The organism is Streptomyces sp. YS415, assembly GCF_023544665.1.
In the GTDB taxonomy this organism is placed as follows: domain Bacteria; phylum Actinomycetota; class Actinomycetes; order Streptomycetales; family Streptomycetaceae; genus Streptomyces.
In genome coordinates this window covers 40,201-62,368 of sequence record NZ_JAMJFL010000023.1, presented here as the reverse complement: position 1 = coordinate 62,368, position 22,168 = coordinate 40,201, and the positions used below count along the sequence as shown (strand labels likewise).

At 71.1% G+C, this 22,168-nt stretch carries 19 protein-coding genes; 10 read left to right on the top strand and 9 right to left on the bottom strand.

Annotated elements, in window-relative coordinates:
• Entirely contained in the window at positions 1-2,181 is a 2,181-nt protein-coding gene (locus tag M8H82_RS25955; RefSeq protein ID WP_250077449.1) for a DEAD/DEAH box helicase, read from the bottom strand.
• Positions 2,182-2,313: 132 nt separating this feature from the next.
• Positions 2,314-3,402: a redox-regulated ATPase YchF gene (gene ychF, locus M8H82_RS25950; RefSeq protein WP_250077448.1), complete on the bottom strand. Its 1,089-nt coding sequence runs from the start codon at positions 3,400-3,402 to the stop codon at positions 2,314-2,316.
• A 168-nt stretch (positions 3,403-3,570) separates the two neighbouring features.
• Here ychF and M8H82_RS25945 point away from each other — a divergent pair, with 168 nt between their 5' ends.
• On the top strand, positions 3,571-4,146 hold the full coding sequence (locus M8H82_RS25945) for a DUF6542 domain-containing protein (RefSeq protein ID WP_250077447.1): 576 nt from the start codon (positions 3,571-3,573) through the stop codon (positions 4,144-4,146).
• A gap of 1 nt (position 4,147) precedes the next feature.
• On the opposite strand, the gene ppgK is transcribed toward M8H82_RS25945, so the two are convergent.
• The gene (ppgK, locus tag M8H82_RS25940; RefSeq protein ID WP_250077446.1) at positions 4,148-4,891 is read right to left on the bottom strand and encodes a polyphosphate--glucose phosphotransferase; all 744 of its coding nucleotides are present in this window, start codon (positions 4,889-4,891) and stop codon (positions 4,148-4,150) included.
• A 29-nt stretch (positions 4,892-4,920) separates the two neighbouring features.
• Positions 4,921-5,922, bottom strand: a complete 1,002-nt coding sequence (locus tag M8H82_RS25935) for a 4-hydroxy-3-methylbut-2-enyl diphosphate reductase (protein WP_250077445.1) — start codon at positions 5,920-5,922, stop codon at positions 4,921-4,923.
• A 72-nt stretch (positions 5,923-5,994) separates the two neighbouring features.
• On the opposite strand from M8H82_RS25935, the gene M8H82_RS25930 reads away from it, so the two are divergent.
• From M8H82_RS25930 to M8H82_RS25915, 4 genes are all read left to right on the top strand, one after another.
• On the top strand, positions 5,995-7,368 hold the full coding sequence (locus tag M8H82_RS25930; protein ID WP_250077444.1) for an APC family permease: 1,374 nt from the start codon (positions 5,995-5,997) through the stop codon (positions 7,366-7,368).
• A 99-nt stretch (positions 7,369-7,467) separates the two neighbouring features.
• Positions 7,468-8,676 (top strand): exodeoxyribonuclease VII large subunit, encoded by a 1,209-nt coding sequence (gene xseA, locus M8H82_RS25925; protein ID WP_250077443.1) that lies wholly within the window; start codon positions 7,468-7,470, stop codon positions 8,674-8,676.
• A gap of 9 nt (positions 8,677-8,685) precedes the next feature.
• The gene (locus M8H82_RS25920; RefSeq protein ID WP_250077442.1) at positions 8,686-8,913 is read left to right on the top strand and encodes an exodeoxyribonuclease VII small subunit; all 228 of its coding nucleotides are present in this window, start codon (positions 8,686-8,688) and stop codon (positions 8,911-8,913) included.
• Positions 8,914-9,093: 180 nt separating this feature from the next.
• Complete coding sequence (locus tag M8H82_RS25915; protein WP_250077441.1) at positions 9,094-9,684, top strand: malonic semialdehyde reductase; 591 nt, start codon at positions 9,094-9,096, stop codon at positions 9,682-9,684.
• 82 nt (positions 9,685-9,766) lie between these two features.
• Here M8H82_RS25915 and M8H82_RS25910 read toward each other — a convergent pair whose 3' ends face one another.
• Positions 9,767-10,291 carry a DUF4245 domain-containing protein gene (locus M8H82_RS25910; protein WP_250077440.1) on the bottom strand — a complete coding sequence of 175 codons (525 nt, stop codon included), beginning with the start codon at positions 10,289-10,291 and terminating at the stop codon, positions 9,767-9,769.
• Between the two features lie 126 nt (positions 10,292-10,417).
• On the opposite strand from M8H82_RS25910, the gene glpX reads away from it, so the two are divergent.
• Positions 10,418-11,452, top strand: a complete 1,035-nt coding sequence (gene glpX, locus M8H82_RS25905; RefSeq protein ID WP_250077439.1) for a class II fructose-bisphosphatase — start codon at positions 10,418-10,420, stop codon at positions 11,450-11,452.
• Between the two features lie 76 nt (positions 11,453-11,528).
• Here glpX and M8H82_RS25900 read toward each other — a convergent pair whose 3' ends face one another.
• Entirely contained in the window at positions 11,529-11,906 is a 378-nt protein-coding gene (locus M8H82_RS25900) for a WhiB family transcriptional regulator (protein ID WP_250077438.1), read from the bottom strand.
• A gap of 162 nt (positions 11,907-12,068) precedes the next feature.
• Entirely contained in the window at positions 12,069-12,752 is a 684-nt protein-coding gene (locus tag M8H82_RS25895) for a DUF1707 domain-containing protein (RefSeq protein ID WP_250077437.1), read from the bottom strand.
• A 159-nt stretch (positions 12,753-12,911) separates the two neighbouring features.
• On the opposite strand from M8H82_RS25895, the gene M8H82_RS25890 reads away from it, so the two are divergent.
• On the top strand, positions 12,912-14,579 hold the full coding sequence (locus M8H82_RS25890; RefSeq protein ID WP_250077436.1) for a fumarate hydratase: 1,668 nt from the start codon (positions 12,912-12,914) through the stop codon (positions 14,577-14,579).
• A gap of 39 nt (positions 14,580-14,618) precedes the next feature.
• On the opposite strand, the gene M8H82_RS25885 is transcribed toward M8H82_RS25890, so the two are convergent.
• Positions 14,619-15,092, bottom strand: a complete 474-nt coding sequence (locus tag M8H82_RS25885) for a hypothetical protein (protein WP_250077435.1) — start codon at positions 15,090-15,092, stop codon at positions 14,619-14,621.
• A gap of 144 nt (positions 15,093-15,236) precedes the next feature.
• Between M8H82_RS25885 and M8H82_RS25880 the strand changes: the two genes are divergently transcribed.
• The 3 genes from M8H82_RS25880 to M8H82_RS25870 all read left to right on the top strand — a co-directional run bounded on the left by M8H82_RS25880 (position 15,237) and on the right by M8H82_RS25870 (position 19,788).
• A complete protein-coding gene (locus M8H82_RS25880; RefSeq protein WP_308293280.1) occupies positions 15,237-16,634 on the top strand; it encodes a class II fumarate hydratase in 1,398 nt (465 codons plus the stop codon).
• Positions 16,635-16,706: 72 nt separating this feature from the next.
• Positions 16,707-17,435 (top strand): DUF402 domain-containing protein, encoded by a 729-nt coding sequence (locus tag M8H82_RS25875; RefSeq protein WP_250077434.1) that lies wholly within the window; start codon positions 16,707-16,709, stop codon positions 17,433-17,435.
• A 268-nt stretch (positions 17,436-17,703) separates the two neighbouring features.
• Complete coding sequence (locus tag M8H82_RS25870) at positions 17,704-19,788, top strand: SpoIIE family protein phosphatase (RefSeq protein ID WP_250077433.1); 2,085 nt, start codon at positions 17,704-17,706, stop codon at positions 19,786-19,788.
• Positions 19,789-19,844: 56 nt separating this feature from the next.
• On the opposite strand, the gene M8H82_RS25865 is transcribed toward M8H82_RS25870, so the two are convergent.
• Entirely contained in the window at positions 19,845-22,142 is a 2,298-nt protein-coding gene (locus tag M8H82_RS25865) for a transglycosylase domain-containing protein (RefSeq protein WP_250077432.1), read from the bottom strand.
• Positions 22,143-22,168 lie beyond the last annotated feature (26 nt).

The window sequence follows — 22,168 nt, the reverse complement described above, 5'->3', positions numbered from 1 at the left end:
TCACTCAGCTGCCGTGCGCCTCCCGCTCGTCACACCCAGGCGCGCCTGCTCCTCCTCGACGATCCGGCGGGCCAGCTCGGTGTCCGACACGTCGACCGCGTCCGGGGTGGCTTCGGCGACGGCGCTGCGGCGGGCGTAGGCATCGAACAGGCGGGTCTTCGACTCCAGCATCCGCACCATGCGTTCGTCCACTCCCCCGGTGGCGAGCAGGCGGTGCACGTGAACCGGCCTGACCTGGCCCATGCGGTGGGCCCGGGCCACTGCCTGGTGTTCGAGGGTCGGCTTGATCTGCGGTTCGCAGATGATGACGACGGACGCGGCCTGCATGTTGAGGCCGACGCCGCCCGCCTGGATCTGCGCCAGGAGCACCGCCGGCCCCGTGATCGCGGCGAAGTCGTCGACGATCTGCTGCCGTCGCCCGGCGGGCACGCTGCCGGTGAGCGGACCCAGCATCGGCGTACCGGCCGTGGGCCCCTCGGCGAGTTCCGCCCGCACCACGCCCAGCACGTCCTTGAAGTAGGAGAAGACCACGGTCTTCTGCCCGTTCTCGGCGGCCTCCTGAACGATCTCGCGGAGCCGGTCCAGCTTGGCCGACTTCTCGGGGCGCAGGTAGGCGGCCCTGCGCATCGCCATGAAGTTGCCCTCGCGCACGGCTGCGCGGTAGGCCTCCTCGTCCGAGGCGCTCAGCTCCTCCCACTCGTCGGTCTGCTGCAGGCTCGGGAGTTCGGTGAGCACGTCTTCCTGGTTGCGCCTCAGGTAGACCGGCGCGACGGCCTTGCGGAAGGCGACGGAACCCGCCAGGGCGTCCCGTTCACCGAGGGAGTCCGCCACCTTGTCGTCGAGCATCCGGACCAGGGTGCGGAACTCGGCGACCCGGTTCTCCATCGGGGTTCCGGTCATGAAGAGGCTGCGCTCACAGCGCTCCGTCCACAGGGCGACCGCCTGGGACCGCTTGGTCCTGGGGTTCTTCACGGAGTGCGCTTCGTCGACGACGAGCAGCCCGACCTCCCCGCCGCCCGGCACGGGAAAACCGCGCAGTGCGTCGAAGGTGGTCACTCCCACCCCGCCCCGCCCCTTCCAGTCGGCGAACGCCTGGTGCCGGTCGGGACCGTGGAGCACCATGACGCGGAGGGCGCTGCGGGCCTCGATCTCGCGGGTCCAGTTCACGAGGACGCTCGCCGGGCAGACGACCACGAAGTGGCTCTGCCCCTCGGCGGCCAGGTGCGCCAGCACGGCGATCGCCTGGATGGTCTTCCCGAGCCCCATCTCGTCGCCGAGTATCACCTTGCGCTGCGCCAGGGCGAATCGTGCGCCGAACGCCTGGTAGCCGCGAAGGGAGACCCGCCGGTGCGCGTCGTCGAGCTGCTGCGTCCGTACCCGCTCGGCGATCTCGTCCGGCAGGAACCCCTCGGCGGCCGCCGCGTCCGGCTGCCGCCCGGAGATCTCGGCGAGCAGGCTGTAGTACTCCGCGGAACGGAGTTCGAAGTCCACCCACGCCGCGATGTCGGACGAGGGCCCGCGCAGCAGGTCGACCGAGGCCTGGGCGAGCAGCTCGGGCACACCGGCCTGCTCCGCCTCGTCGACCAGGGAGCGGATGCCGGCCACCGCCGCCAGCGCGCGTGCCTTCCTCTCCCGTCCGGCCAGCAGCATCCGGAGCTGTCCGGTGGCGGGCCCCGCGTCGGCCAGCAGCGGGCCGAGCCGTTCCGACAGGGCCGCGGCCCGGTCCACCGCGCGCCGGGCGTCCGGGCCGGCTTCCACCAGGACGTGCAGGGCCCCGACGAGTGCGGTGGTGCCCGGCTCCGGCCGGTCCACGTCGATGTGGACGGCCACCGTCTCGTGCACGGCTTCGGACAGCCGGCGCGCGGCGGCGATGATCTGGTCCACCGTGCGCTGCCCGACACCGGGAATCTGCCGCAGCCGATAGGGGCCGGCTTCGAGGACACGGCCCACCGTGGCGAGGCCGCTCTTCTCGACGTTCCCCAGCCGAAGCCGTCCTTCCGTGACGTCCTGCAGCCGGGCGACGGGGATGGCGTCGAGCTCCCGCGCGACCTCCGCGTCGTGGATCGGCTTCAGCGCCGCCCGCACCGCGTCGACCGCCCTGCCGTGGTCGGCGCCCACTGCCTGCGCCGCCTCGTACAGCCGCGCTCCCCTCGCGACCGCCTCCCGCTCCCCACGCCCCACGCGCCCCGCCCCTCTCTCGCAGTCCCCGCATCCTCCCCGACCGCGAGCGGGCGGCGGGGATCTTCGCGGACAAAAACAGATGCCCGACCCGCCGGAGAAGCGGGTCGGGCACAGTCCTTCACACGCGAGGCGTCAGACGTTGAAGCGGAACTCCACCACGTCCCCGTCCTGCATGACGTAGTCCTTGCCCTCCATGCGGGCCTTGCCCTTCGCGCGGGCCTCCGCGACCGAGCCCGTCTCCACCAGGTCGGCGAAGGAGATGACCTCCGCCTTGATGAAGCCCTTCTGGAAGTCGGTGTGGATGACTCCGGCGGCCTCGGGGGCGGTGGCGCCCTTCTTGATGGTCCAGGCGCGGGATTCCTTGGGGCCTGCCGTGAGGTAGGTCTGCAGGCCGAGGGTGTTGAAGCCGACGCGGGCCAGGGTGGCGAGGCCGGGCTCCTCGGCGCCGACCGACTCCAGCAGCTCCAGTGCGTCCGCCTCGTCCAGCTCGGCGAGTTCCGCCTCCAGCTTGGCGTTGAGGAAGATCGCCTCGGCGGGGGCGACCAGGGCGCGCTGCTCCTCCTTGAAGGCCTCGTCGGTCAGCTCGTCCTCGTCGACGTTGAAGACGTAGAGGAAGGGCTTGGTGGTGAGGAGATGCAGGTCGTGCAGGAGCTCCTCGTTGCCGGAGCCCTGGACGATGCCCGCGGAGAAGAGGGTGTCGCCCTTCTCCAGGATCTCCTTGGCCTCCTCGACCGCCTTCACCTTCGGGGCGATGTCCTTCTTGATCCGCGACTCCTTCTGGAGCCGGGGCAGGACCTTCTCGATGGTCTGGAGGTCGGCGAGGATCAGCTCGGTGTTGATCGTCTCGATGTCGTCCTTGGGCGAGACCTTGCCGTCGACGTGGACGACGTTCTCGTCCTTGAAGGCGCGGATGACCTGGCAGATCGCGTCGGACTCGCGGATGTTCGCGAGGAACTTGTTGCCCAGGCCCTCCCCCTCGGAGGCGCCGCGCACGATGCCCGCGATGTCGACGAAGTCGACGGTCGCCGGCAGGACCCGCTGGGAGGAGAAGATCTCGGCCAGTTTGGCCAGGCGCGCGTCCGGGACGCCGACCACTCCGACGTTCGGCTCGATCGTGGCGAACGGGTAGTTGGCCGCCAGCACGTCGTTCTTGGTCAGGGCGTTGAACAGGGTCGACTTGCCGACATTCGGCAGACCGACGATTCCGATCGTGAGCGACACGTTGCGACTTCCCGTACGTGAGTGGAGGACTGGCGGCCGAGGGGGCCGATCCACCAGTCTACGGCGTGCCCCGCCCGCCATCGGCGACGTATCGAACGCTTGGCCAAGGTCCGCCCCTCGGCGTGTCTGAAGGCCGATTCGACACATAAACAGACCTAAGTTGGTCCGGTGGAGCAACACAGGACGCGCCCGGCGCAGTACGGGCAGCAGCACGGCACGCGCCGCGGGACCCCGCCGCTGCCCCCGCAGGCCAGGGGCAGCGCCCCGGGGTCGCCGGCCCGCGCCGACGCCCCCCGCCGCCCCGCCGCCGCCCGGCGGCCGCCGCCCCCGTGGGTGCAGGCGGTGCGCCGGATGCCGAACCCGCGCCTCACCGGCCTGGGCGTCGGACTCTTCTGCACCGCCCTGATGCTCACGCTCGGCGGCCTGGTCGCCCTGCTGTTCGGGTCGTCGCTGACGGTCTACGGCGTGCTGTTCCTGCCGGTGTGCGTCCTGACCGCGGCATGGGTGCGCCGGGCGGACCTGGTGACCGCGGTCATCGTCGTGCCCATCGCCTTCGCGCTGGGTCTGGTGCCGGTCGCCGACGGCGGGGACGGGACCGGCGACCGGCTGATGGGCCTGTTCACGGCACTGGCCACCCAGGCCGGGTGGCTGTACGGCGGGACCCTGGTCACCGGTGTGATCGTGACCGTGCGCAAGGTGCGTCAGATGCGGCACCGGGTGGCCAGGAACCGGCCCCCGGTGTGACCTACCGCGTCGCCGCCCGCATCGCCGCGCCCACGATCCCGGCGTTGTTCTGCAGCTGGGCCGGGACGATCTCCGCCTTGATGCCCTCGATGTAGTGCAGGAACTTCTGGGACTTGCGGCTGACCCCGCCGCCGATGATGAACAGCTCCGGCGAGAACAGCATCTCCACATGGGCCAGGTACTTCTGCACCCGGTGCGCCCAGTGCTCCCACGTGAGCTCGCTGTCCTCCCTGGCCTTGCTGGAGGCCCGCTTCTCCGCGTCATGGCCGTGCAGCTCCAGATGGCCCAGCTCGGTGTTGGGCACCAGGGTGCCGTCCACGAACAGGGCGCTGCCGATGCCGGTGCCGAAGGTCAGCAGGATGACGGTGCCTCTGCGGTCCCGCCCCGCGCCGAAGGCCACCTCGGCGACGCCCGCGGCGTCCGCGTCATTGACCACCGTCACCGGCAGGCCGCCCAGACGCTCGCCGAACAAAGCGCGCGCGTCGGTGTCGATCCAGCTCTTGTCCACATTGGCCGCCGTACGGATCGTCGCCCCGCCGGTCACCACGCCCGGGAAGGTCAGCCCGACCGGACCTGTCCAGCCGAAGTGGTCGACGACCTCCTTGACGCCGTCCGCCACCCCGTCGGGCGTCGCCGGCTGAGGGGTGAGCACCTTGAAGCGCTCCTCGACGAGGTCGCCCCTGTCGAGATCCACAGGGGCGCCCTTGATTCCGGACCCGCCGATGTCCACACCGAAGATCTGCATGGCTCTACGCTACGACGAACGACTGACAGTCACGCCGGCGAGGTGCCGGTGCGTTCCGCGATGAGGGCCGCGGCCTCCTCGCGCAGATCCCGGCGCAGCTCCTTCGGCAGAGAGAAGGTGATCGACTCCTCGGCCGCCTTCACCAGCTCGACATCGCCGTAGCCGCGCTGGGCGAGCCACTCCAGGACCTCCTCGACGAGGACCTCCGGGACGGAGGCGCCGGAGGTGACGCCGACCGTGGTGACGCCCTCCAGCCAGGCCTCGTCGATCTCGCTCGCGAAGTCCACCAGGTAGGCCTCGCGGGAGCCCGCGAGCTTGGCGACCTCGACCAGCCGCTTGGAGTTGGAGGAGTTGCGCGAGCCGACCACGATGACCAGTTCGGCCTCGGCGCCCATCTGCTTCACCGCGAGCTGGCGGTTCTGGGTGGCGTAGCAGATGTCGTCGCTGGGCGGGGAGATGAGCTGGGGGAACTTCTCCTTGAGGGCGTCGACGGTCTCCATCGTCTCGTCGACGCTCAGCGTGGTCTGGGACAGCCACACGACCTTCGACTCGTCGCGGACCTCGACCTTGGCGACGTCCTCGGGGCCGTCGACGAGCTGGATGTGCTCGGGGGCCTCGCCGGAGGTGCCGATGACCTCCTCGTGGCCCTCGTGGCCGATCAGGAGGATGTCGTAGTCCTCGCTCGCGAAGCGGACCGCTTCCTTGTGCACCTTGGTGACGAGCGGGCAGGTGGCGTCGATGGTGGCGAGCCGGCCGCGGGCGGCCTCCTCGTGGACGACGGGGGCGACGCCGTGCGCCGAGAACATCACGATGTTGCCGGGCGGGACCTCCTCGGTCCGCTCGACGAAGACGGCGCCCTTGCGCTCCAGGGTCTGCACGACGTACTTGTTGTGCACGATCTCGTGCCGGACGTAGACGGGGGCCCCGTACTGCTCCAGGGCTTTCTCGACGGCGATCACGGCGCGGTCCACACCCGCGCAGTAGCCCCGGGGGGCGGCGAGCAGGACACGGCGGCCAGGCGAAGCAGTCATGCGTCCCATCGTAAGGCCGCGTTCGGCGGGTCAAAGATCGCGCCGGGCAGGACAGCTCCGGACACTTGCGGCATGTCCGACATCGGTACGGCCTCCTCGGCCGAGGCGGAACCATCCGGTCTGCGGCGCAGCCTCGGCTTCCGGGACCTGGTGGTCTACGGGCTGCTGTTCATCGCGCCCATGGCCCCGGTCGGCGTGTTCGGCACGCTGGACGCCAGGTCGCACGGGGCGGTCGCGCTGGTCTATCTCGTCGCCACGGTGGCGATGGCGTTCACCGCATTCAGCTACGCCCAGATGGTGCGGGTGGTCCCCCAGGCGGGTTCGGTGTTCGCCTACGCGCGGGCGGGGCTCGGGCCGCGGGCGGGGTTCATCGCGGGCTGGATGGCGATGCTGGACTACCTGCTGATTCCCGCGGTCGCCTACCTCTTCTCCGGGATCGCCATGGAGGCGCTGGTCCCGGAGGTCTCGCGCTGGGTGTGGACGGCGATCGCGGTGGTCGTGACGACGCTGCTGAACCTGTGGGGCGTACGGCCCGCGGCCCGCGTGGGCTTTCTGGTGCTGGCCCTGGAGATCGTGGTCCTGCTGGTCTTCGTGGTGTCGGCGGTCGTGGTCCTCGCGCGGGACGGCGCCGAGCGGGGGTGGCTGTCGCCGCTGTCCGGGGACGGCACGCAGGGCGCCTTCGCGCTGTCGGCGGTGCTCGGGGCGGTGTCGATCGCGGTCCTGTCCTACCTCGGCTTCGACGCCATCGCCTCCTTCGCGGAGGAGGTCACCGGCGGTTCGCGGAAGGTGGCGCGGGCGGTCCTGTTCTGCCTGGCGCTCGCGGGCATCCTCTTCATGGCGCAGACCTACCTGGTGGCGTTGCTGGAACCCACGTCCTCCGCACAGCTGGCCGCCGAGCCGGCCAAGCAGGGCTCGGCCTTCTACGACGCCGTCGACGCATCGGTCGGGACCTGGCTGCACGATCTGGTGGCGGCGAGCAAGGCGATCGGCGCCGCGTTCGCCGCGCTGGCCGGACAGGCGGCGGCCGGCCGTCTCCTGTTCGCGATGGGCCGCGCCGGGCGCCTGCCCCGCGTGCTGGCGAGGACGGACACGGGGGTTCCCCGGCCGGCCCTGCTCTGCGCGGCCGCGGTCACCCTGGCCGCGGCGCTCTGGGCGGCCCGCCGCGACGACGGCATGGATCACCTCGTCTCGGTGGTCGACATCGGCGCCCTCACCGCCTTCACGCTGCTGCACGCGAGCGTGGTGGGCTGGTTCGCGGTGCGCCGCCGCGCGGGGCTGGTGATCTGGTGGCGGCATGTGCTGATGCCGGTGGCGGGCGCGGCCATCACGATCACGGTGATCGTGGAGGCGTCGGGTGCGGCTCAGGTGGTGGGGGCGGTGTGGCTGGGGGTGGGGGTTGTGGTGCTGGGGGCGCAGCGGGGGCGGGAGTCGAAGGGGGTGGGGTGAGCGCCGGGTGGAGCCCGGGCAGCGCCGCCGCACACCGCACTTCGCCGCCGCACTCACGACGACGATTCGATGTCGGTGCCTGCGGTTACGCTCACGGACATGGCTGCTAACACGTCCGCGGACTCCCCGCTGCCCGTCGGTGAGGTGTCGCGGCTCATCGGCGGGTGGATCGACCGGCTCGGGGCGGTGTGGGTCGAGGGGCAGATCACCCAGCTCTCCCGCCGGCCGGGCGCCGGGGTGGTGTTCCTGACGCTGCGGGACCCGTCGTACGACATCTCCGTGAGCGTCACCTGTTTCCGGCAGGTCTTCGACGCGGTGGCGGACGTGGTGAGCGAGGGCGCGCGGGTCGTCGTCCTGGCGAAGCCCGAGTGGTACGCCCCGCGCGGGCAGTTGTCGCTGCGGGCCACCGAGATAAAGCCGGTCGGGGTCGGCGAGCTGCTCGCGCGGCTGGAGCAGCTGAAGAAGGCGCTGGCGGCCGAGGGGCTGTTCGCGGCGGAGCGCAAGAAGCCGCTGCCGTTCCTGCCGCAGCTCGTGGGGCTGGTGTGCGGCCGGGCCTCGGCCGCGGAGCGGGACGTCATGGAGAACGCCCGGCACCGCTGGCCCGCCGTCCGTTTCGAGGTGCGCAATGTCGCCGTGCAGGGCGTGCACGCGGTGCCGCAGGTCGTGCAGGCGGTGAAGGAACTCGACGAGATCGACGACGTCGACGTGATCATCGTGGCCCGCGGCGGGGGCAGCGTGGAGGACCTGCTGCCGTTCTCCGACGAGCAGTTGGTGCGCACGGTCGCCGCGTGCCGTACGCCGGTGGTCTCCGCGATCGGGCACGAGCCCGACAACCCCCTCCTCGACCACGTCGCCGACCTGCGCGCGTCCACGCCCACCGACGCCGCCAAGAAGGTCGTACCGGACGTGGGCGAGGAGTACGAGCGGGCGCGGATGCTGCAGGGGCGGGCCCGGCGCTGTGTCGCGGCCTACCTCGAGCGGGAGGAGCGCGGGCTGGCCAATGCGCTGGGCCGGCCGTCGATGGAGGACCCGCACCGGATGATCGACGAGCGCGCCGATCATGTCGCGGCCCTGCTGGACCGCGGCCGCCGCACCCTCGGCCACCTCCTGGACCGCGCCGACTCCGAGCTGACGCACACGCACGCGCGCGTGGTGGCCCTGTCCCCGGCGGCGACCCTGAAGCGGGGGTACGCCGTGCTGCAGAAGGCGGACGGGCATGTGGTCCGGGATCCGGACGAGGTCGGCGGCGACGAGGTGCTGCGGGCGCGGGTCTCCGCGGGTGAGTTCACTGTCCGAGTCGATGCTTAGGGTGAGTGCATGACCAGCAAGGTGGATGAGGCGCTCGGCTACGAGCAGGCGCGGGACGAGCTGATCGAGGTCGTACGGCGGCTGGAGGCGGGCGGCACGACGCTCGAGGAGTCCCTGGCGCTGTGGGAGCGCGGGGAGGAGCTGGCCAAGGTGTGCCGGCGCTGGCTGGACGGCGCGCGGGCCAGGCTGGACGCGGCACTGGCTGCGGAGGAGGAGGCGGCGCCAGAGGGCGAGTGAGTCACCCCTGATCCTGCGAAGGTGAGTCACCCCTGATCGTGCGAATGTGAGCACCCGTGATCCTGTGAAGCGGATCACCCTCCTCCCGTTTTTGTTGAACGTTGAACTTCACTCGCATATGGTTGACGTGTCAGCCGATCCGGCGCCCGGATCCGACGTACACCCCGAGAAGGTTCACCCATGTCTCTCGTTCTTGACCCCGCCGCCCAGGACCTGCTGTTCCGCGAGGCCCGCACCGCGAACACCTTCACCGACGAGCCGGTGACCGACGAGCAGGTCCAGGCGATCTACGACCTGGTCAAGTACGGCCCCACCGCCTTCAACCAGTCGCCGCTGCGCGTCACCCTGGTCCGCTCCCCCGAGGCCCGCGAGCGCCTGGTGCAGCACCTGGCCGAGGGCAACCAGGCCAAGACCGCCGCCGCCCCGCTGGTCGCGATCCTCTCCGCGGACAACGAGTTCCACGAGGAACTGCCCTCGCTCTTCCCGCACTTCCCGGCAGCCAAGGACGCCTTCTTCGCCGAGCGCCCGGTCCGCGAGGGCTCCGCCACGCTGAACGCCGCCCTCCAGGCCGCGTACTTCATCATCGGCGTCCGCGCCGCCGGCCTGGCCGCCGGCCCCATGACCGGTCTGGACTTCGAGGGCGTCCGCAAGGAGTTCCTGGACGACGACCACACCCCGCTGATGGTGGTCAACATCGGCAAGCCGGGCCCCGACGCCTGGTTCCCGCGCTCCCCGCGGCTGTCCTACGACGAGGTCGTCACGACCGTCTGAGCGGCCCCCCACTGAGCGGCACCCATGACAAAGGCCCCCGGCAGCACGCCGGGGGCCTTCGTGATTGCGTGTGCGGCCGGGCCTACTCCGCCTTCAGCGCACCCGCCATCTCCGCCAGTTGCGCGAACGAGCCCGTGCCCGCCACGACCGTCGTCGCCCCGTCCTCCTGCAGCACGAGCGCGTCGTAGCGGCCGCCGGTCCAGCGGGTCCACGTCGTGCCGTCGACCTCCTGGGTGGCCTTCGTCGCACGGGCGCCCTGGGTGGCGTCGTCGAGGAACGGCTTCACCTTCCGCGCCGCCGACTGCCGGATCTGGACGTACTCACCGTCCGGGGCGTGGAAGCCGAGGTGCCAGGCGTCGGACTCGTCGCCCCGGAACCGCACCGAGGTCGCCTTCCACTCCTTGGCCAGCCCCTCGGGGGCGACCACGGGGTAGGACGCCGCGCGGCGCGCGGTGAGCAGCTCCACCCGGTAGTCGACCCGCTTGAGGTCCGGGGCGGACTCCTCGTGCGGGATGAAGAGGTACACGACCCCCGCCGCCAGGATGGTCACCGCGAGGGAGAGGACCATGTTGCGGACCGACTTCTGCTTAGCGTTCGTACCTGCCACGCCCCTATCGTCGCAGGTGCCCGGTCCGCTCATCCGTGGGGCCCCCTGCTCATTCTGCAGGCCTGACGATAGAGTCGTGGCCATCACCCTCATCCGGCCGTCGTCGTATCAGAAAGGTGCGCTCCGATGACCGAACATCATCACTTGCCGTCCGAGCTCGATGTCCCCTCCGAGGCCCCCGATCGCAACCTCGCCCTGGAACTCGTCCGGGTCACCGAAGCAGCCGCCATGGCCGCGGGCCGCTGGGTCGGGCGCGGTGACAAGAACGGCGCCGACGGTGCCGCGGTGCGCGCGATGCGGACCCTCGTCTCCACCGTCTCGATGAACGGCGTCGTCGTCATCGGTGAGGGCGAGAAGGACGAGGCGCCGATGCTCTTCAACGGGGAACGGGTCGGCGACGGCACCGGACCCGAGGTGGACATCGCCGTCGACCCGATCGACGGCACCACGCTGACCGCCAAGGGCATGCCGAACGCGATCGCCGTCCTCGCGGCCACCGAGCGCGGGGCGATGTTCGACCCGTCGGCCGTGTTCTACATGGACAAGCTGGTCACCGGGCCCGAGGCCGCCGACTTCGTCGACATCAACGCGCCGGTGTCGGTGAACATCCGCCGGGTCGCCAAGGCGAAGCGGTCCACGCCGGAGGACGTCACCGTGGTCATCCTCGACCGGCCCCGGCACGAGGGGATCATCAAGGAGATCCGGGACGCCGGCGCGCGCATCAAGCTGATCTCCGACGGTGACGTCGCGGCTTCGATCTACGCCCTGCGCGAGGGCACCGGCGTCGACATGCTCCTCGGCATCGGCGGTACGCCGGAGGGGATCATCTCGGCCTGTGCCGTGAAGTGCCTCGGCGGCACCATCCAGGGCAAGTTGTGGCCGAAGGACGACGAGGAGCGGCAGCGGGCGATCGACGCCGGGCACGACCTCGACCGGGTGCTGACGACCGAGGACCTCGTCCAGGGTGAGAACGTGTTCTTCGTCGCCACCGGCATCACCGACGGTGAGCTGCTGCGGGGTGTGCGGTACCGGGCGGACTCCGCGGTCACCGAGTCGATCGTGATGCGGTCGAAGTCGGGGACGGTGCGGCGGATCGACTCCGAGCACCGGCTGAGCAAGCTGCGGGCGTACAGCGCGATCGACTTCGACCGGGCCAAGTAGGCGGAAGCAGCGGGCCGATCAGCGGCCAATGGGCGCCCCCGGTGCGGAGGGGGCGCCTTTTCTCCGCCTGTGCGTCTCAGCCCGCCTGCGCTATGCGGCCCGTCGTCCTCGCGGCCTTCTTCAGCTCCAGGTCGCGGCGCCTGCGGCGAGCCAGGACCACTCGGCGCTCCGCCGCGGTGAGGCCGCCCCAGACCCCGTAGGGCTCGGGCTGCAGGAGGGCGTGTTCGCGGCATTCGACCATCACCGGGCAGCGTGCGCAGACCCGCTTGGCCGCCTCCTCGCGGGAGAGCCGAGCCGCGGTGGGCTCCTTGGAGGGAGCGAAGAACAGGCCGGCCTCGTCGCGTCGGCACACCGCCTCGGTGTGCCAGGGCGCGTCTTGGTCCCTGTCTTGCACTGGCACCCGCTGAGCCGGGACGGCAGCGACATGCAGGGACGAATGCGGCGGTTGCAGCACGGTCTACTCCTGACGACGGCTTCGCGAGCGAGAGACGATGCAGCAAGGTCTACCCGCTGTGCGCGCGCCTATGCAGTCAGTTCCGAAGCGCTGGATTCCGGCGCTCGCGCGTGGCCGGATGAGCGGACCGAATGTTTTCGGTTCGCCCCGGATTCGCATCTGTCAATGATTCAGATGCTTGCGCAAACTCTTCTCGACCTTGGCATGGACCCGGTCGAGGATGTCGGTCACCAGCTTGCCGCGCCGGGGCCTGGCCTCGATGCTGCCCAGTACGGCCCACCCGTCCACGTAGACCACGGGCGCCGCCGCGTCCTCCGCGTCCAGGGTGTCCACCTCGAAGCTGCCGAGGACACCGCCGCCGGTGCCGCGCAGCGACACGTTCTCCGGGACGCGGACCTCGACGCTGCCGAAGACCGAGACCGCCTTCACGACGACCTGCTGGTACTCGAAGAGCGCCTCGCTGAGGTCTATCTCCACGCTCCCGAAGACCGCGTACGCGTGGATCCGGCGCCCGGCACGCCAACGGCCCTTGCGGACGGCGCTGCTGAAGATCGCGATCGCGGTGTCGTCGGGGTCGGTGGGGAGGTTCGCGGGGCGGCTCGGGATGAGGCCGTACGACGCCGCCGGCCGGGGACCATGGGCGGCGGGCAGATCCTTGATGAAGACCTCCAGCTCACCCACCGTCTTGGCGGCCAGCACCCCCTCCACCCGCTCGCTGTGCTCCTCGGCGGTGAGGCGGCCCTCGGCGAGTGCCTCGCGGAGGATGTCCGCGATCCGGTCGCGGTCGGCGTCGGAGGCACGGAGCTCGGCGGCGGCAGCGGGCGCGGTCTGCTTCTGAAGGTCCACGAGAGAAGCGTACCCACACACGATAGATCGCGATAGCCCCCCGTTCCCGGCCGAACTGAGCCTTACCTCACAAGCCCGCCTCCGGCGGCAGGTCCTACCCTGGTGGGCGCTGACCGATGGAGGTCGGCCGCCGCATCTGTCGAGTGAGGAATGGGCGACATGCCTGAGTTCGCGTACACCGATCTGCTCCCCATGGGAGAGGACACCACCCCGTACCGGCTGGTGACCTCCGAGGGTGTCTCCACCTTCGAGGCCGACGGGCGGACGTTCCTCAAGGTCGAGCCGGAGGCGCTGCGCAAGCTCGCCGCGGAGGCCATCCACGACATCCAGCACTACCTGCGCCCCGCGCACCTGGCGCAGCTGCGGCGGATCATCGACGACCCCGAGGCGTCGAGCAACGACAAGTTCGTCGCCCTGGACCTGCTGAAGAACGCGAACATCGCGGCGGCGGGCGTGCTGCCGATGTGCCAGGACACCGGCACGGCGATCGTGATGGGCAAGCGCGGGCAGAACGTGCTGACCGAGGGCGGGGACGAGGAGGCCCTCTCGCGCGGCATCCACGACGCGTACCTGAACCTCAACCTGCGCTACTCGCAGATGGCCCCGCTGACCATGTGGGAGGAGAAGAACACCGGCTCCAACCTCCCCGCGCAGATCGAGCTGTACGCCACCGACGGCGGCGCCTACAAGTTCCTCTTCATGGCGAAGGGCGGCGGCTCCGCCAACAAGTCCTTCCTCTACCAGGAGACGAAGGCCGTCCTGAACGAGGCCTCCATGATGAAGTTCCTGGAGGAGAAGATCCGTTCGCTCGGTACGGCCGCCTGCCCGCCGTACCACCTGGCGATCGTCGTCGGCGGCACGTCCGCCGAGTACGCGCTGAAGACCGCCAAGTACGCCTCCGCGCACTACCTGGACGAGATCCCGGCCGAGGGCTCGCCGCTCGGGCACGGGTTCCGGGACAAGGAGCTGGAGGAGAAGGTCTTCGAGCTGACGCAGAAGATCGGGATCGGCGCGCAGTTCGGCGGCAAGTACTTCTGCCACGACGTGCGCGTGGTCCGGCTGCCGCGGCACGGCGCCTCCTGCCCGGTCGCCATCGCCGTGTCCTGCTCCGCCGACCGGCAGGCCGTCGCGAAGATCACCGCCGAGGGCGTCTTCCTGGAGCAGCTGGAGACCGACCCGGCGCGCTTCCTGCCGGACACGACGGACGAGCACCTCGACGACTCGGCGGACGTCGTGAAGATCGACCTGAACCAGCCGATGGAGACGATCCTCGCGGAGCTCACCAAGTACCCGGTGAAGACCCGGCTCTCGCTCACCGGCCCGCTGGTCGTGGCCCGCGACATCGCACACGCCAAGATCAAGGAGCGGCTGGACGCGGGCGAGGAGATGCCGCAGTACCTGAAGGACCACCCGGTGTACTACGCGGGCCCGGCGAAGACGCCCGAGGGCTACGCGTCCGGTTCCTTCGGGCCCACGACGGCCGGCCGCATGGACTCCTACGTCGAGCAGCTCCAGGCCGCGGGCGGCTCGAAGGTGATGCTGGCCAAGGGCAACCGCAGCAAGCAGGTCACCGACGCGTGCGGCACCCACGGCGGCTTCTACCTCGGCTCCATCGGCGGCCCGGCGGCCCGGCTCGCCCAGGACTGCATCAAGAAGGTCGAGGTCGTCGAGTACGAGGAGCTCGGCATGGAGGCGGTCTGGAAGATCGAGGTCGAGGACTTCCCGGCGTTCATCGTGGTGGACGACAAGGGCAACGACTTCTTCCAGGACCCGGCCCCGGCCCCGACCTTCACGTCGATCCCGGTACGGGGTCCGGGACTGGCGTAACCGCCTGAGCGACGGCTCTCCGGCGAGGGGAGCCGTCGCTCAGCCCAGGTCGAAGTCCAGTCGCTGGTAGTCCCCGTCGTCGGTGAACCGGATCTCGCCGCTCGCGCCGCGGTAGTCGCCGGTTCCGCCGGTGACGGAGGCGTCGAAGGCGGGCAGCTCGGCCGACTCGTCCAGCGGGACCGTCATGAGCACCTGTGCGGTGATCTGGCCGCCGGACAGCACGAAGGTGCCGAGGCACTGGATGTCCATGGGGTTGCCGGTGCGCACCACCGTGCAGGCGACGCCGTCCCGGCCCACCTTGTCGCCGCCCTTGTCCCGGTAGAGGTCGTCGGCGAAGGAGAAGGTGTCGCCGACCTCGGGCGCCTGCTGCTGCTCCTCCTCGTCGCCCGCGACCTCCCGGGCGTACAGGGTGAAGTCGTCCTCCTGCGCGGCCGCAGGGGCCGCCATGACCAGGGCGGTCGCCGCCGCCAGACCGGCGCCGAGCGCGCCGAGCGTCCTGAAGCTGCGGAGCATGTCCTGCCTCCTGTGGGGTGACGGTCCCCCTGCGTGCCTTCATTGTCCGCCCCCGCCCCGCCCCCCGCGCGCGCTGTGACGATCAGCGCCGACGGGGAACAGGTGACATGTCCGGGACGCTGTGCCAGGTGGAGGTGATCGGCAGTGGCCGACGAAGAGCAGAGCTATCGCATCGAGCACGACTCCATGGGCGAGGTCCGGGTGCCCGCGCACGCCAAGTGGCGGGCCCAGACCCAGCGTGCCGTGGAGAACTTCCCGGTGTCCGGGCAGCGGATCGAGCGGGCGCACATCGAGGCGCTGGCGCGGATCAAGGGCGCCGCGGCGAAGGTGAACGCCGACTTGGGCGTGGTCGACAAGGACGTGGCCGAGGCGATCCGGTGGGCCGCCGCCGAGGTCGCGGACGGGAAGTGGGACGAGCACTTCCCCGTCGACGTGTTCCAGACCGGCTCCGGCACCTCGTCCAACATGAACACCAACGAGGTCATCGCCACGCTCGCGAGCGAACGGCTCGGCCGGGACGTACACCCCAATGACCATGTGAACGCCTCGCAGTCGTCCAACGACGTCTTCCCCTCCTCCCTCCACATCGCCGCCACCGCCGCCGTCACCCGCGATCTCATCCCCGCGCTCCGGCACCTCGGCGACTCCCTCGGCCGCAAGGCGGAGGAGTTCGCGGACGTCGTGAAGTCCGGGCGCACCCATCTCATGGACGCCACGCCGGTCACGCTGGGGCAGGAGTTCGGCGGGTACGCCGCCCAGGTCCGGTACGGGATCGAGCGGCTGGAGGCCTCCCTCCCCCGGCTCGCCGAGCTGCCGCTGGGCGGCACCGCCGTCGGCACCGGCATCAACACCCCGCCCGGTTTCTCCGCCGCCGTCATCGAGGAGGTCGCCCGGGCCACCGGGCTGCCGCTGACCGAGGCGCGCGACCACTTCGAGGCGCAGGGCGCGCGGGACGGCGTCGTGGAGATCAGCGGGCAGCTGCGGACCATCGCGGTCGGGCTGACGAAGATCGCCAATGATCTGCGGTGGATGGCCTCCGGGCCGCGCACCGGGCTCGCGGAGATCTCGCTGCCCGATCTCCAGCCCGGTTCCTCGATCATGCCGGGGAAGGTCAATCCGGTCATTCCGGAGGCGGTGCTGATGGTCGCCGCGCAGGTCACCGGGAACGATGCCACCGTCGCCACCGCCGGGGCCGCCGGCAACTTCGAGCTCAACGTGATGCTCCCGGTCATCGCGAAGAACGTCCTGGAATCGATCCGGCTGCTCGCCAACGTCTCCCGGCTGCTCGCCGACCGGACGGTCGACGGCATCGTCGCGCACCGTGAACGGGCCCGCGAGTACGCCGAGTCGTCACCCTCCGTGGTCACACCGCTGAACAAGTACATCGGGTACGAGGAAGCCGCCAAGGTGGCCAAGAAGGCGCTCGCGCAGCGCCGGACGATCCGTCAAGTCGTGCTGGAGAGCGGGTATGTGGAGCGCGGCGACCTGACCCTCGCTGAGCTGGACGAAGCCCTGGATGTCCTGCGGATGACGCGCCCGTGACGATCGGCGCCGGGCGCGCGGGGCGTGACGTTCGCCGCAGCGACGGCAGTCGGTGACACCTACTATCTGTGCATGGCGGACGGTGGAGCGATGACGACGGCGGAAGCGGGCGGCGCGACGGCGCACTGGGCGCCCGGCAGTCACATTCTGTGGCGGTACCGGGAGAACGGCGGCGCGCGCTTCCACATCGTGCGTCCGGTCACCGTCGTCCGGGACGACCCGGAACTGCTCGCCGTCTGGCTGGCGCCCGGGACCGAGTGCCTCAAGCCGGCGCTCGCGGACGGCACCCCCGTGCACGAGGAGCCCCTGCGGTCGCGCTACACCAAGCCGCGCACGGTGCAGCGGGACCGCTGGTTCGGCACCGGGGTGCTGAAACTGGCCGGGCCCGGGCAGCCGTGGTCGGTGTGGCTGTTCTGGGACGCGGGCTGGCGGTTCAAGAACTGGTACGTGAACCTGGAGGAGCCGCTGGTCCGCCGGCCGGACGGGGTGGACTCCGAGGACCACTTCCTGGACATCTGTGTGTACCCTGACCGGACTTGGGGCTGGCGCGACGAGGACGAGTTCGCGCAGGCCCAGCAGGACGGCCTGATGGACGCCCGCACCGCCGAACGGGTCCGGGAGGCCGGGCGTTCCGCGGTGGAGGTGATCCGCGCCTGGGGGTCACCGTTCTCGGACGGCTGGCAGCACTGGCGCCCGAACCCGTCCTGGGCTGTACCGTCACTGCCGGAGGAGATCCCGGGAGAACCGCCGCGAGCACTGCCGGAGGACGCAGGCCGTACGCCCGCGCACATGTCCTCATGAGACCCTTGATGCGCCCCCGGGCATGAAACGTAGGATCGTCCTCCGCAAGGGCGCGCGGAGGCAACCACCGGAGCGTGCACTGGGCTTGACCGATCGTCACCGAGGGGCGGCTGGACGTGAGCGAGGGGTACGAGGGCAACACCGGGACGGGCGGCGCACAGCCCGCCGGTGGCACAGGAACTGCCTCTGGCCACGCGGGAATTCCGTTCCTGGGGCAGGTATTGCGGGTATCGGGACTTCGGCGGGACGAACAACACGCCCCGGACGGATGGATGCGACACGCGTGACGGAGCAGCCGACCTCGTTCGAGCGCCCCCTGGGCGCCGACCCCGCGGACCCCCGCGGGGCGCTCCTGCGTACCCCGACCCCGTCCCGCGCGCCCGGCGCCGCCGCGTTACCGGCGCAGGCGCGCACCGGTGAACCGCCCTCCACCCCGGGCACCACCGCCCCGTCCGGCAACGACAAGGCCCCCGTGAGCAACGGTCCCGAGCATGCGCAGCCCTCCGCCGCCGCGGAGGCCGACACCCACCGCCCCCGGCCGGTCCCGGAGGGCATCCCGGCCCAGCCGAGCACCGCGCCCGCCCCGGAGGAGCGCCGCAGCGGGCAGGGAGTGGCGCCCGGCCGTCCGACGCCGATGCGGCGGGACGGGGACCGGCTGCGGTTCGTGGGGGCCGCGACGCGGCGGATCGCCCGCGGCATCGACCTCGACGAGATCGTGATGGGGCTGTGCCGGGCGACCGTGCCGACGTTCTCCGACGCGATCCTCGTCTATCTCCGCGACCCGCTGCCGGTCGGCGACGAGCGGCCCACCGGGCCCGTCGTGCTGCGGCTGCGCCGCACCGACCGAATACCGGAGGAGCGGGACACCGACGGCGGCTTCCTGCCCGCGCAGGGCGCGCCGGAGCCGACCGAGCTGGCCGAACTGTCCGCCGTGACCGCCGAGTTGTGCGAGGTGCGGCCCGGTGGCGCGCTCGCCGAGGTGCTGCGCGGGGTCCGTCCGGTCTTCGCCGACGCGCCCGCCGCCAGCGCCGCGCTGCCCGAACTCCTGGGTGATGACGGGGACTTGGTGGTGCCCTCCGGCCAGCGCGCGATCCTCGCGCCGCTGCGCGGCAGGCGCCGGGTGATCGGCGCCGCGATCTTCCTGCGCCGCCCCGAGCGCATCGCCTTCGAGGCGGACGACCTCCTGGTCGCCGCCCAACTGGCCACGCACAGCGCGCTCGGCATCGACAAGGCGGTGCTGTACGGCCGTGAGGCGTACATCGCCGACGAGCTCCAGCGCACGATGCTGCCCGAAACCCTCCCCCGGCCGACCGGGGTACGGCTCGCGTCCCGCTATCTGCCGGCCGCCGAGACCGCGCGGGTGGGCGGCGACTGGTACGACGCGATCCCGCTGCCGGGCAGCCGGGTGGCGCTGGTGGTGGGCGATGTCATGGGCCACTCCATGACATCCGCCGCGATCATGGGGCAGTTGCGGACGACGGCCCAGACGCTCGCGGGCCTGGACCTGCCGCCGCAGGAGGTGCTGCACCACCTCGACGAGCAGGCCCAGCGGCTCGGCACGGACCGCATGGCGACCTGTCTGTACGCCGTGTACGACCCGGTCGCGCACCGCATCACGATCGCCAACGCCGGTCATCCGCCGCCGGTCCTGCTGCATCTGGGCGGCCGGGCCGAGGTGCTGCGGGTGCCGCCGGGCGCCCCGATCGGGGTCGGCGGGGTCGACTTCGAGGCCGTGGAGCTGGACGCGCCGGCCGGCGCCACCCTGCTGCTGTACACCGACGGCCTGGTGGAGTCGCGGCTGCGGGACGTGTGGACCGGCATAGAGCAACTGCGCGAGAAGCTCGCCGCGACCGCCCAGCTGACCGGGCCGGATCATCCGCCGCCGCTGGAGGCGCTGTGCGACGAGGTGCTGGACATGCTCGGTCCCGGTGACCGGGACGACGACATCGCCCTGCTCGCAGCCCGCTTCGACGGGATCGCGCCCAGCGACGTGGCGTACTGGTACCTGGAGCCGGAGGACGCGGCGCCCGGGCGGGCGCGGCGGCTGGCCCGGCGTGCGCTGTCCCGGTGGGGGATGGAGGACATGTCCGACTCGGTCGAGCTGCTGGTGAGCGAGGTCGTCACCAACGCGGTGCGGTACACCTCCCGGCCGGTCACACTGCGGCTGCTGCGCACGGACGTGCTGCGGTGCGAGGTGGGCGACGACGTGCCGCAGCTGCCCCGGCTCCGGCAGGCCCGGGCGACGGACGAGGGCGGCCGGGGCCTGTACCTCGTCAACAAGCTGGCGCGGCGGTGGGGGGCCACACGGCTCAGCACCGGCAAGGTGGTGTGGTTCGAGCTCAATCGCGGCTGAGTGCCGCGGACGGAACGACGAAGGGCGCCCGGTGCGGACCACCGGGCGCCCTTTCGCTATCGGTCGTCCTCGTTCGGATCCACCGGATCCTCGGGGATCTCGTCCGTCGGCGGTGTCGTCGTCGCCGGCGGGTCCGTCGTGGGCTCGTCCGTCGGTTCGTCCGTCGTCGGGGTGCCGGTCGGCGTCTGCGTCGGGGTCTTCGACGGGGCCTGGGTGGTCGGAGCCTTGGTGGTGGGCTCCTGGGTCGGGGTGCGGCTCGGCTCCGGCGTCGGCGTCGGCGTCCAGGTCGGCTCCACCGCGGCGCCCTGGTCGGTGTCGAGGTCGAACTCGGCGTCCGTGTCCGTCACGCCGAAGGTGTACGCCGCCCAGATCGACGCCGGCAGGCCACCGCCGTTGACCCGGCCGGTGCCCGGCAGGGTGCCCGTCGCGCCCTTCATGTTGACCTGGTCGCCCGACTTGGCGTCCTCGCCGAACATGCCGACCGCGGTCACCAGGTCCGGCGTGTAGCCGGTGAACCAGGCCGACCTGCCGAAGTCCGACGTACCCGTCTTGCCCGCGACCTGCTGGCCGTCCCGGGCCGGGTTGTCCCGCACCGAGCGCCGGGCCGTACCGTCGTCGACCACACCGGTGAGCACCGAGGTCACGGTGTCCGCGGCCTCGCGGCTGATGACCTGCTCGCCGATCGCGTCGGGCATCTCGACGGTGCGGTTCTGCTGCTCGGCCGACTTGATCAGGGTCGGGGTGACCTGCTTGCCGTGGTTGTCGAGGGTGGCGTAGACCCCGGCCATCTGGAGCGGGCTGGCGCCCATGGTGCCGAGCGTCTGCGCGGGCACCGCCTGGAGGTCCTCGTCCATGCCGAGGTCGGCGGCGGTGTCCATCACCTCGGCCATGCCGACGTCCACGCCCATCTGCGCGAACACCGAGTTGACGGACTTGTTCATGGCGGTCTGCACGGTGACGTCGCCGTAGTCGACGTCGTCCTCGTTCGGCGGGGCGAAGCCGACCTTCTTGCCGTTCGCGTCCACCACCGGCCGCTTGCTGGTGCCGTCGTAGACCGTGCTCGCGCCGATCGTCTCGCCGTCCTGGTTCTTCGCCCCGTTCTCCAGGGCCGCGGCGAGGATGACCGGCTTGAACGTCGACGCGGGCTGGTAGTCGTTCCGGGTGGCGTTGGAGCGGTAGTGCTTGAAGTAGTCCTCGCCGCCGTACAGGGCGACGATCTTGCCCGTCTTGGGGTCGACGGAGACGGCGCCCGCCTGGATGTCCGCGTCGACGGGGCGTTCCTTCGGGTCCAGCTTGCTGGTGAGCTCGGTCTCGACCGCCTCCTCCAGCCGCGCCTGCCGCTTGCGGTCGATGTTCAGGGTGATGGTCCACCCCTGGCTCTTGACCTGGGTCTCGGCCTCGGAGCGGGAGAGGCCCTCCTGCTTCATCAGCTGCTCTTCGAGCTGGCTGTTGGCGAGCTCGACGAGGTAGCCCTTCTGGCCCTCCAGGCCCGCGGCGGCCTTGGGCTCCTTGGGCACCGGGAACTTCATCGACCCGCGGTCGGCGGAGTTCAGCCAGCCCTCCTCGACCATGTTGTCGAGGACGTAGTCCCAGCGGGCCCTGACGAGGTCCTTGCCGGTCTCGGAGGCGACCGCCCAGTCGTACTGGCTCGGCGCCTGGAGCAGGGCCGCCAGATACGCGCCCTGCTCGACGCTGAGCTTCTCGGCGTCGACCCGGTAGTAGGCCTGCGCGGCGGCCTGGATGCCGTAGGCGTTGCGGCCGAAGTAGCTGGTGTTGAGGTAGCCCGCGAGGATCTCGTCCTTCGACATCTGGCGGTCCACCTTCAGGGAGATGACCAGTTCCCGCAGCTTGCGGGTGACGGTCTGCTCCTGGGTGAGGTAGTAGTTCTTGACGTACTGCTGGGTGATCGTGGAGCCGCCCTGGGCGCCCTTGCCGCTGACCGTGTTGATCAAGCCGCGGGCGGTGCCCTTGAAGTCGACGCCGGAGTCCTTGTAGAAGGACTTGTTCTCGGCGGCGACGAAGGCGTTGCGGATCTCCTCGGGCACCTTGGACAGGTCGACGATCTCGCGGTTGACCTTGCCGTCACGGGCGAGGACCGTGCCGTCGCTGTACTTGTAGACGTTGCTCTGCAGCCTGGCGGCGGCGTTGCCCTGGGGCACCTGCACCATCATGTACAGCACCACGAAGCCGCCGATGCCGAGCAGGAACAGCCCCAGGAACGTGCCGAGGATCTTCTTCCAGGTGAAGAACCGGCGTATGCCGCCGGCGCCCGCCGGGCCGGACGAGCGGCGACGCCTGGGCGCCGCGCGGCGGCCACCGCGCTGCCGTGCTCGTCTCTCTTCCGCTCGTCCCATGAGTCCGATCCGCTCCGCTTCGCTCT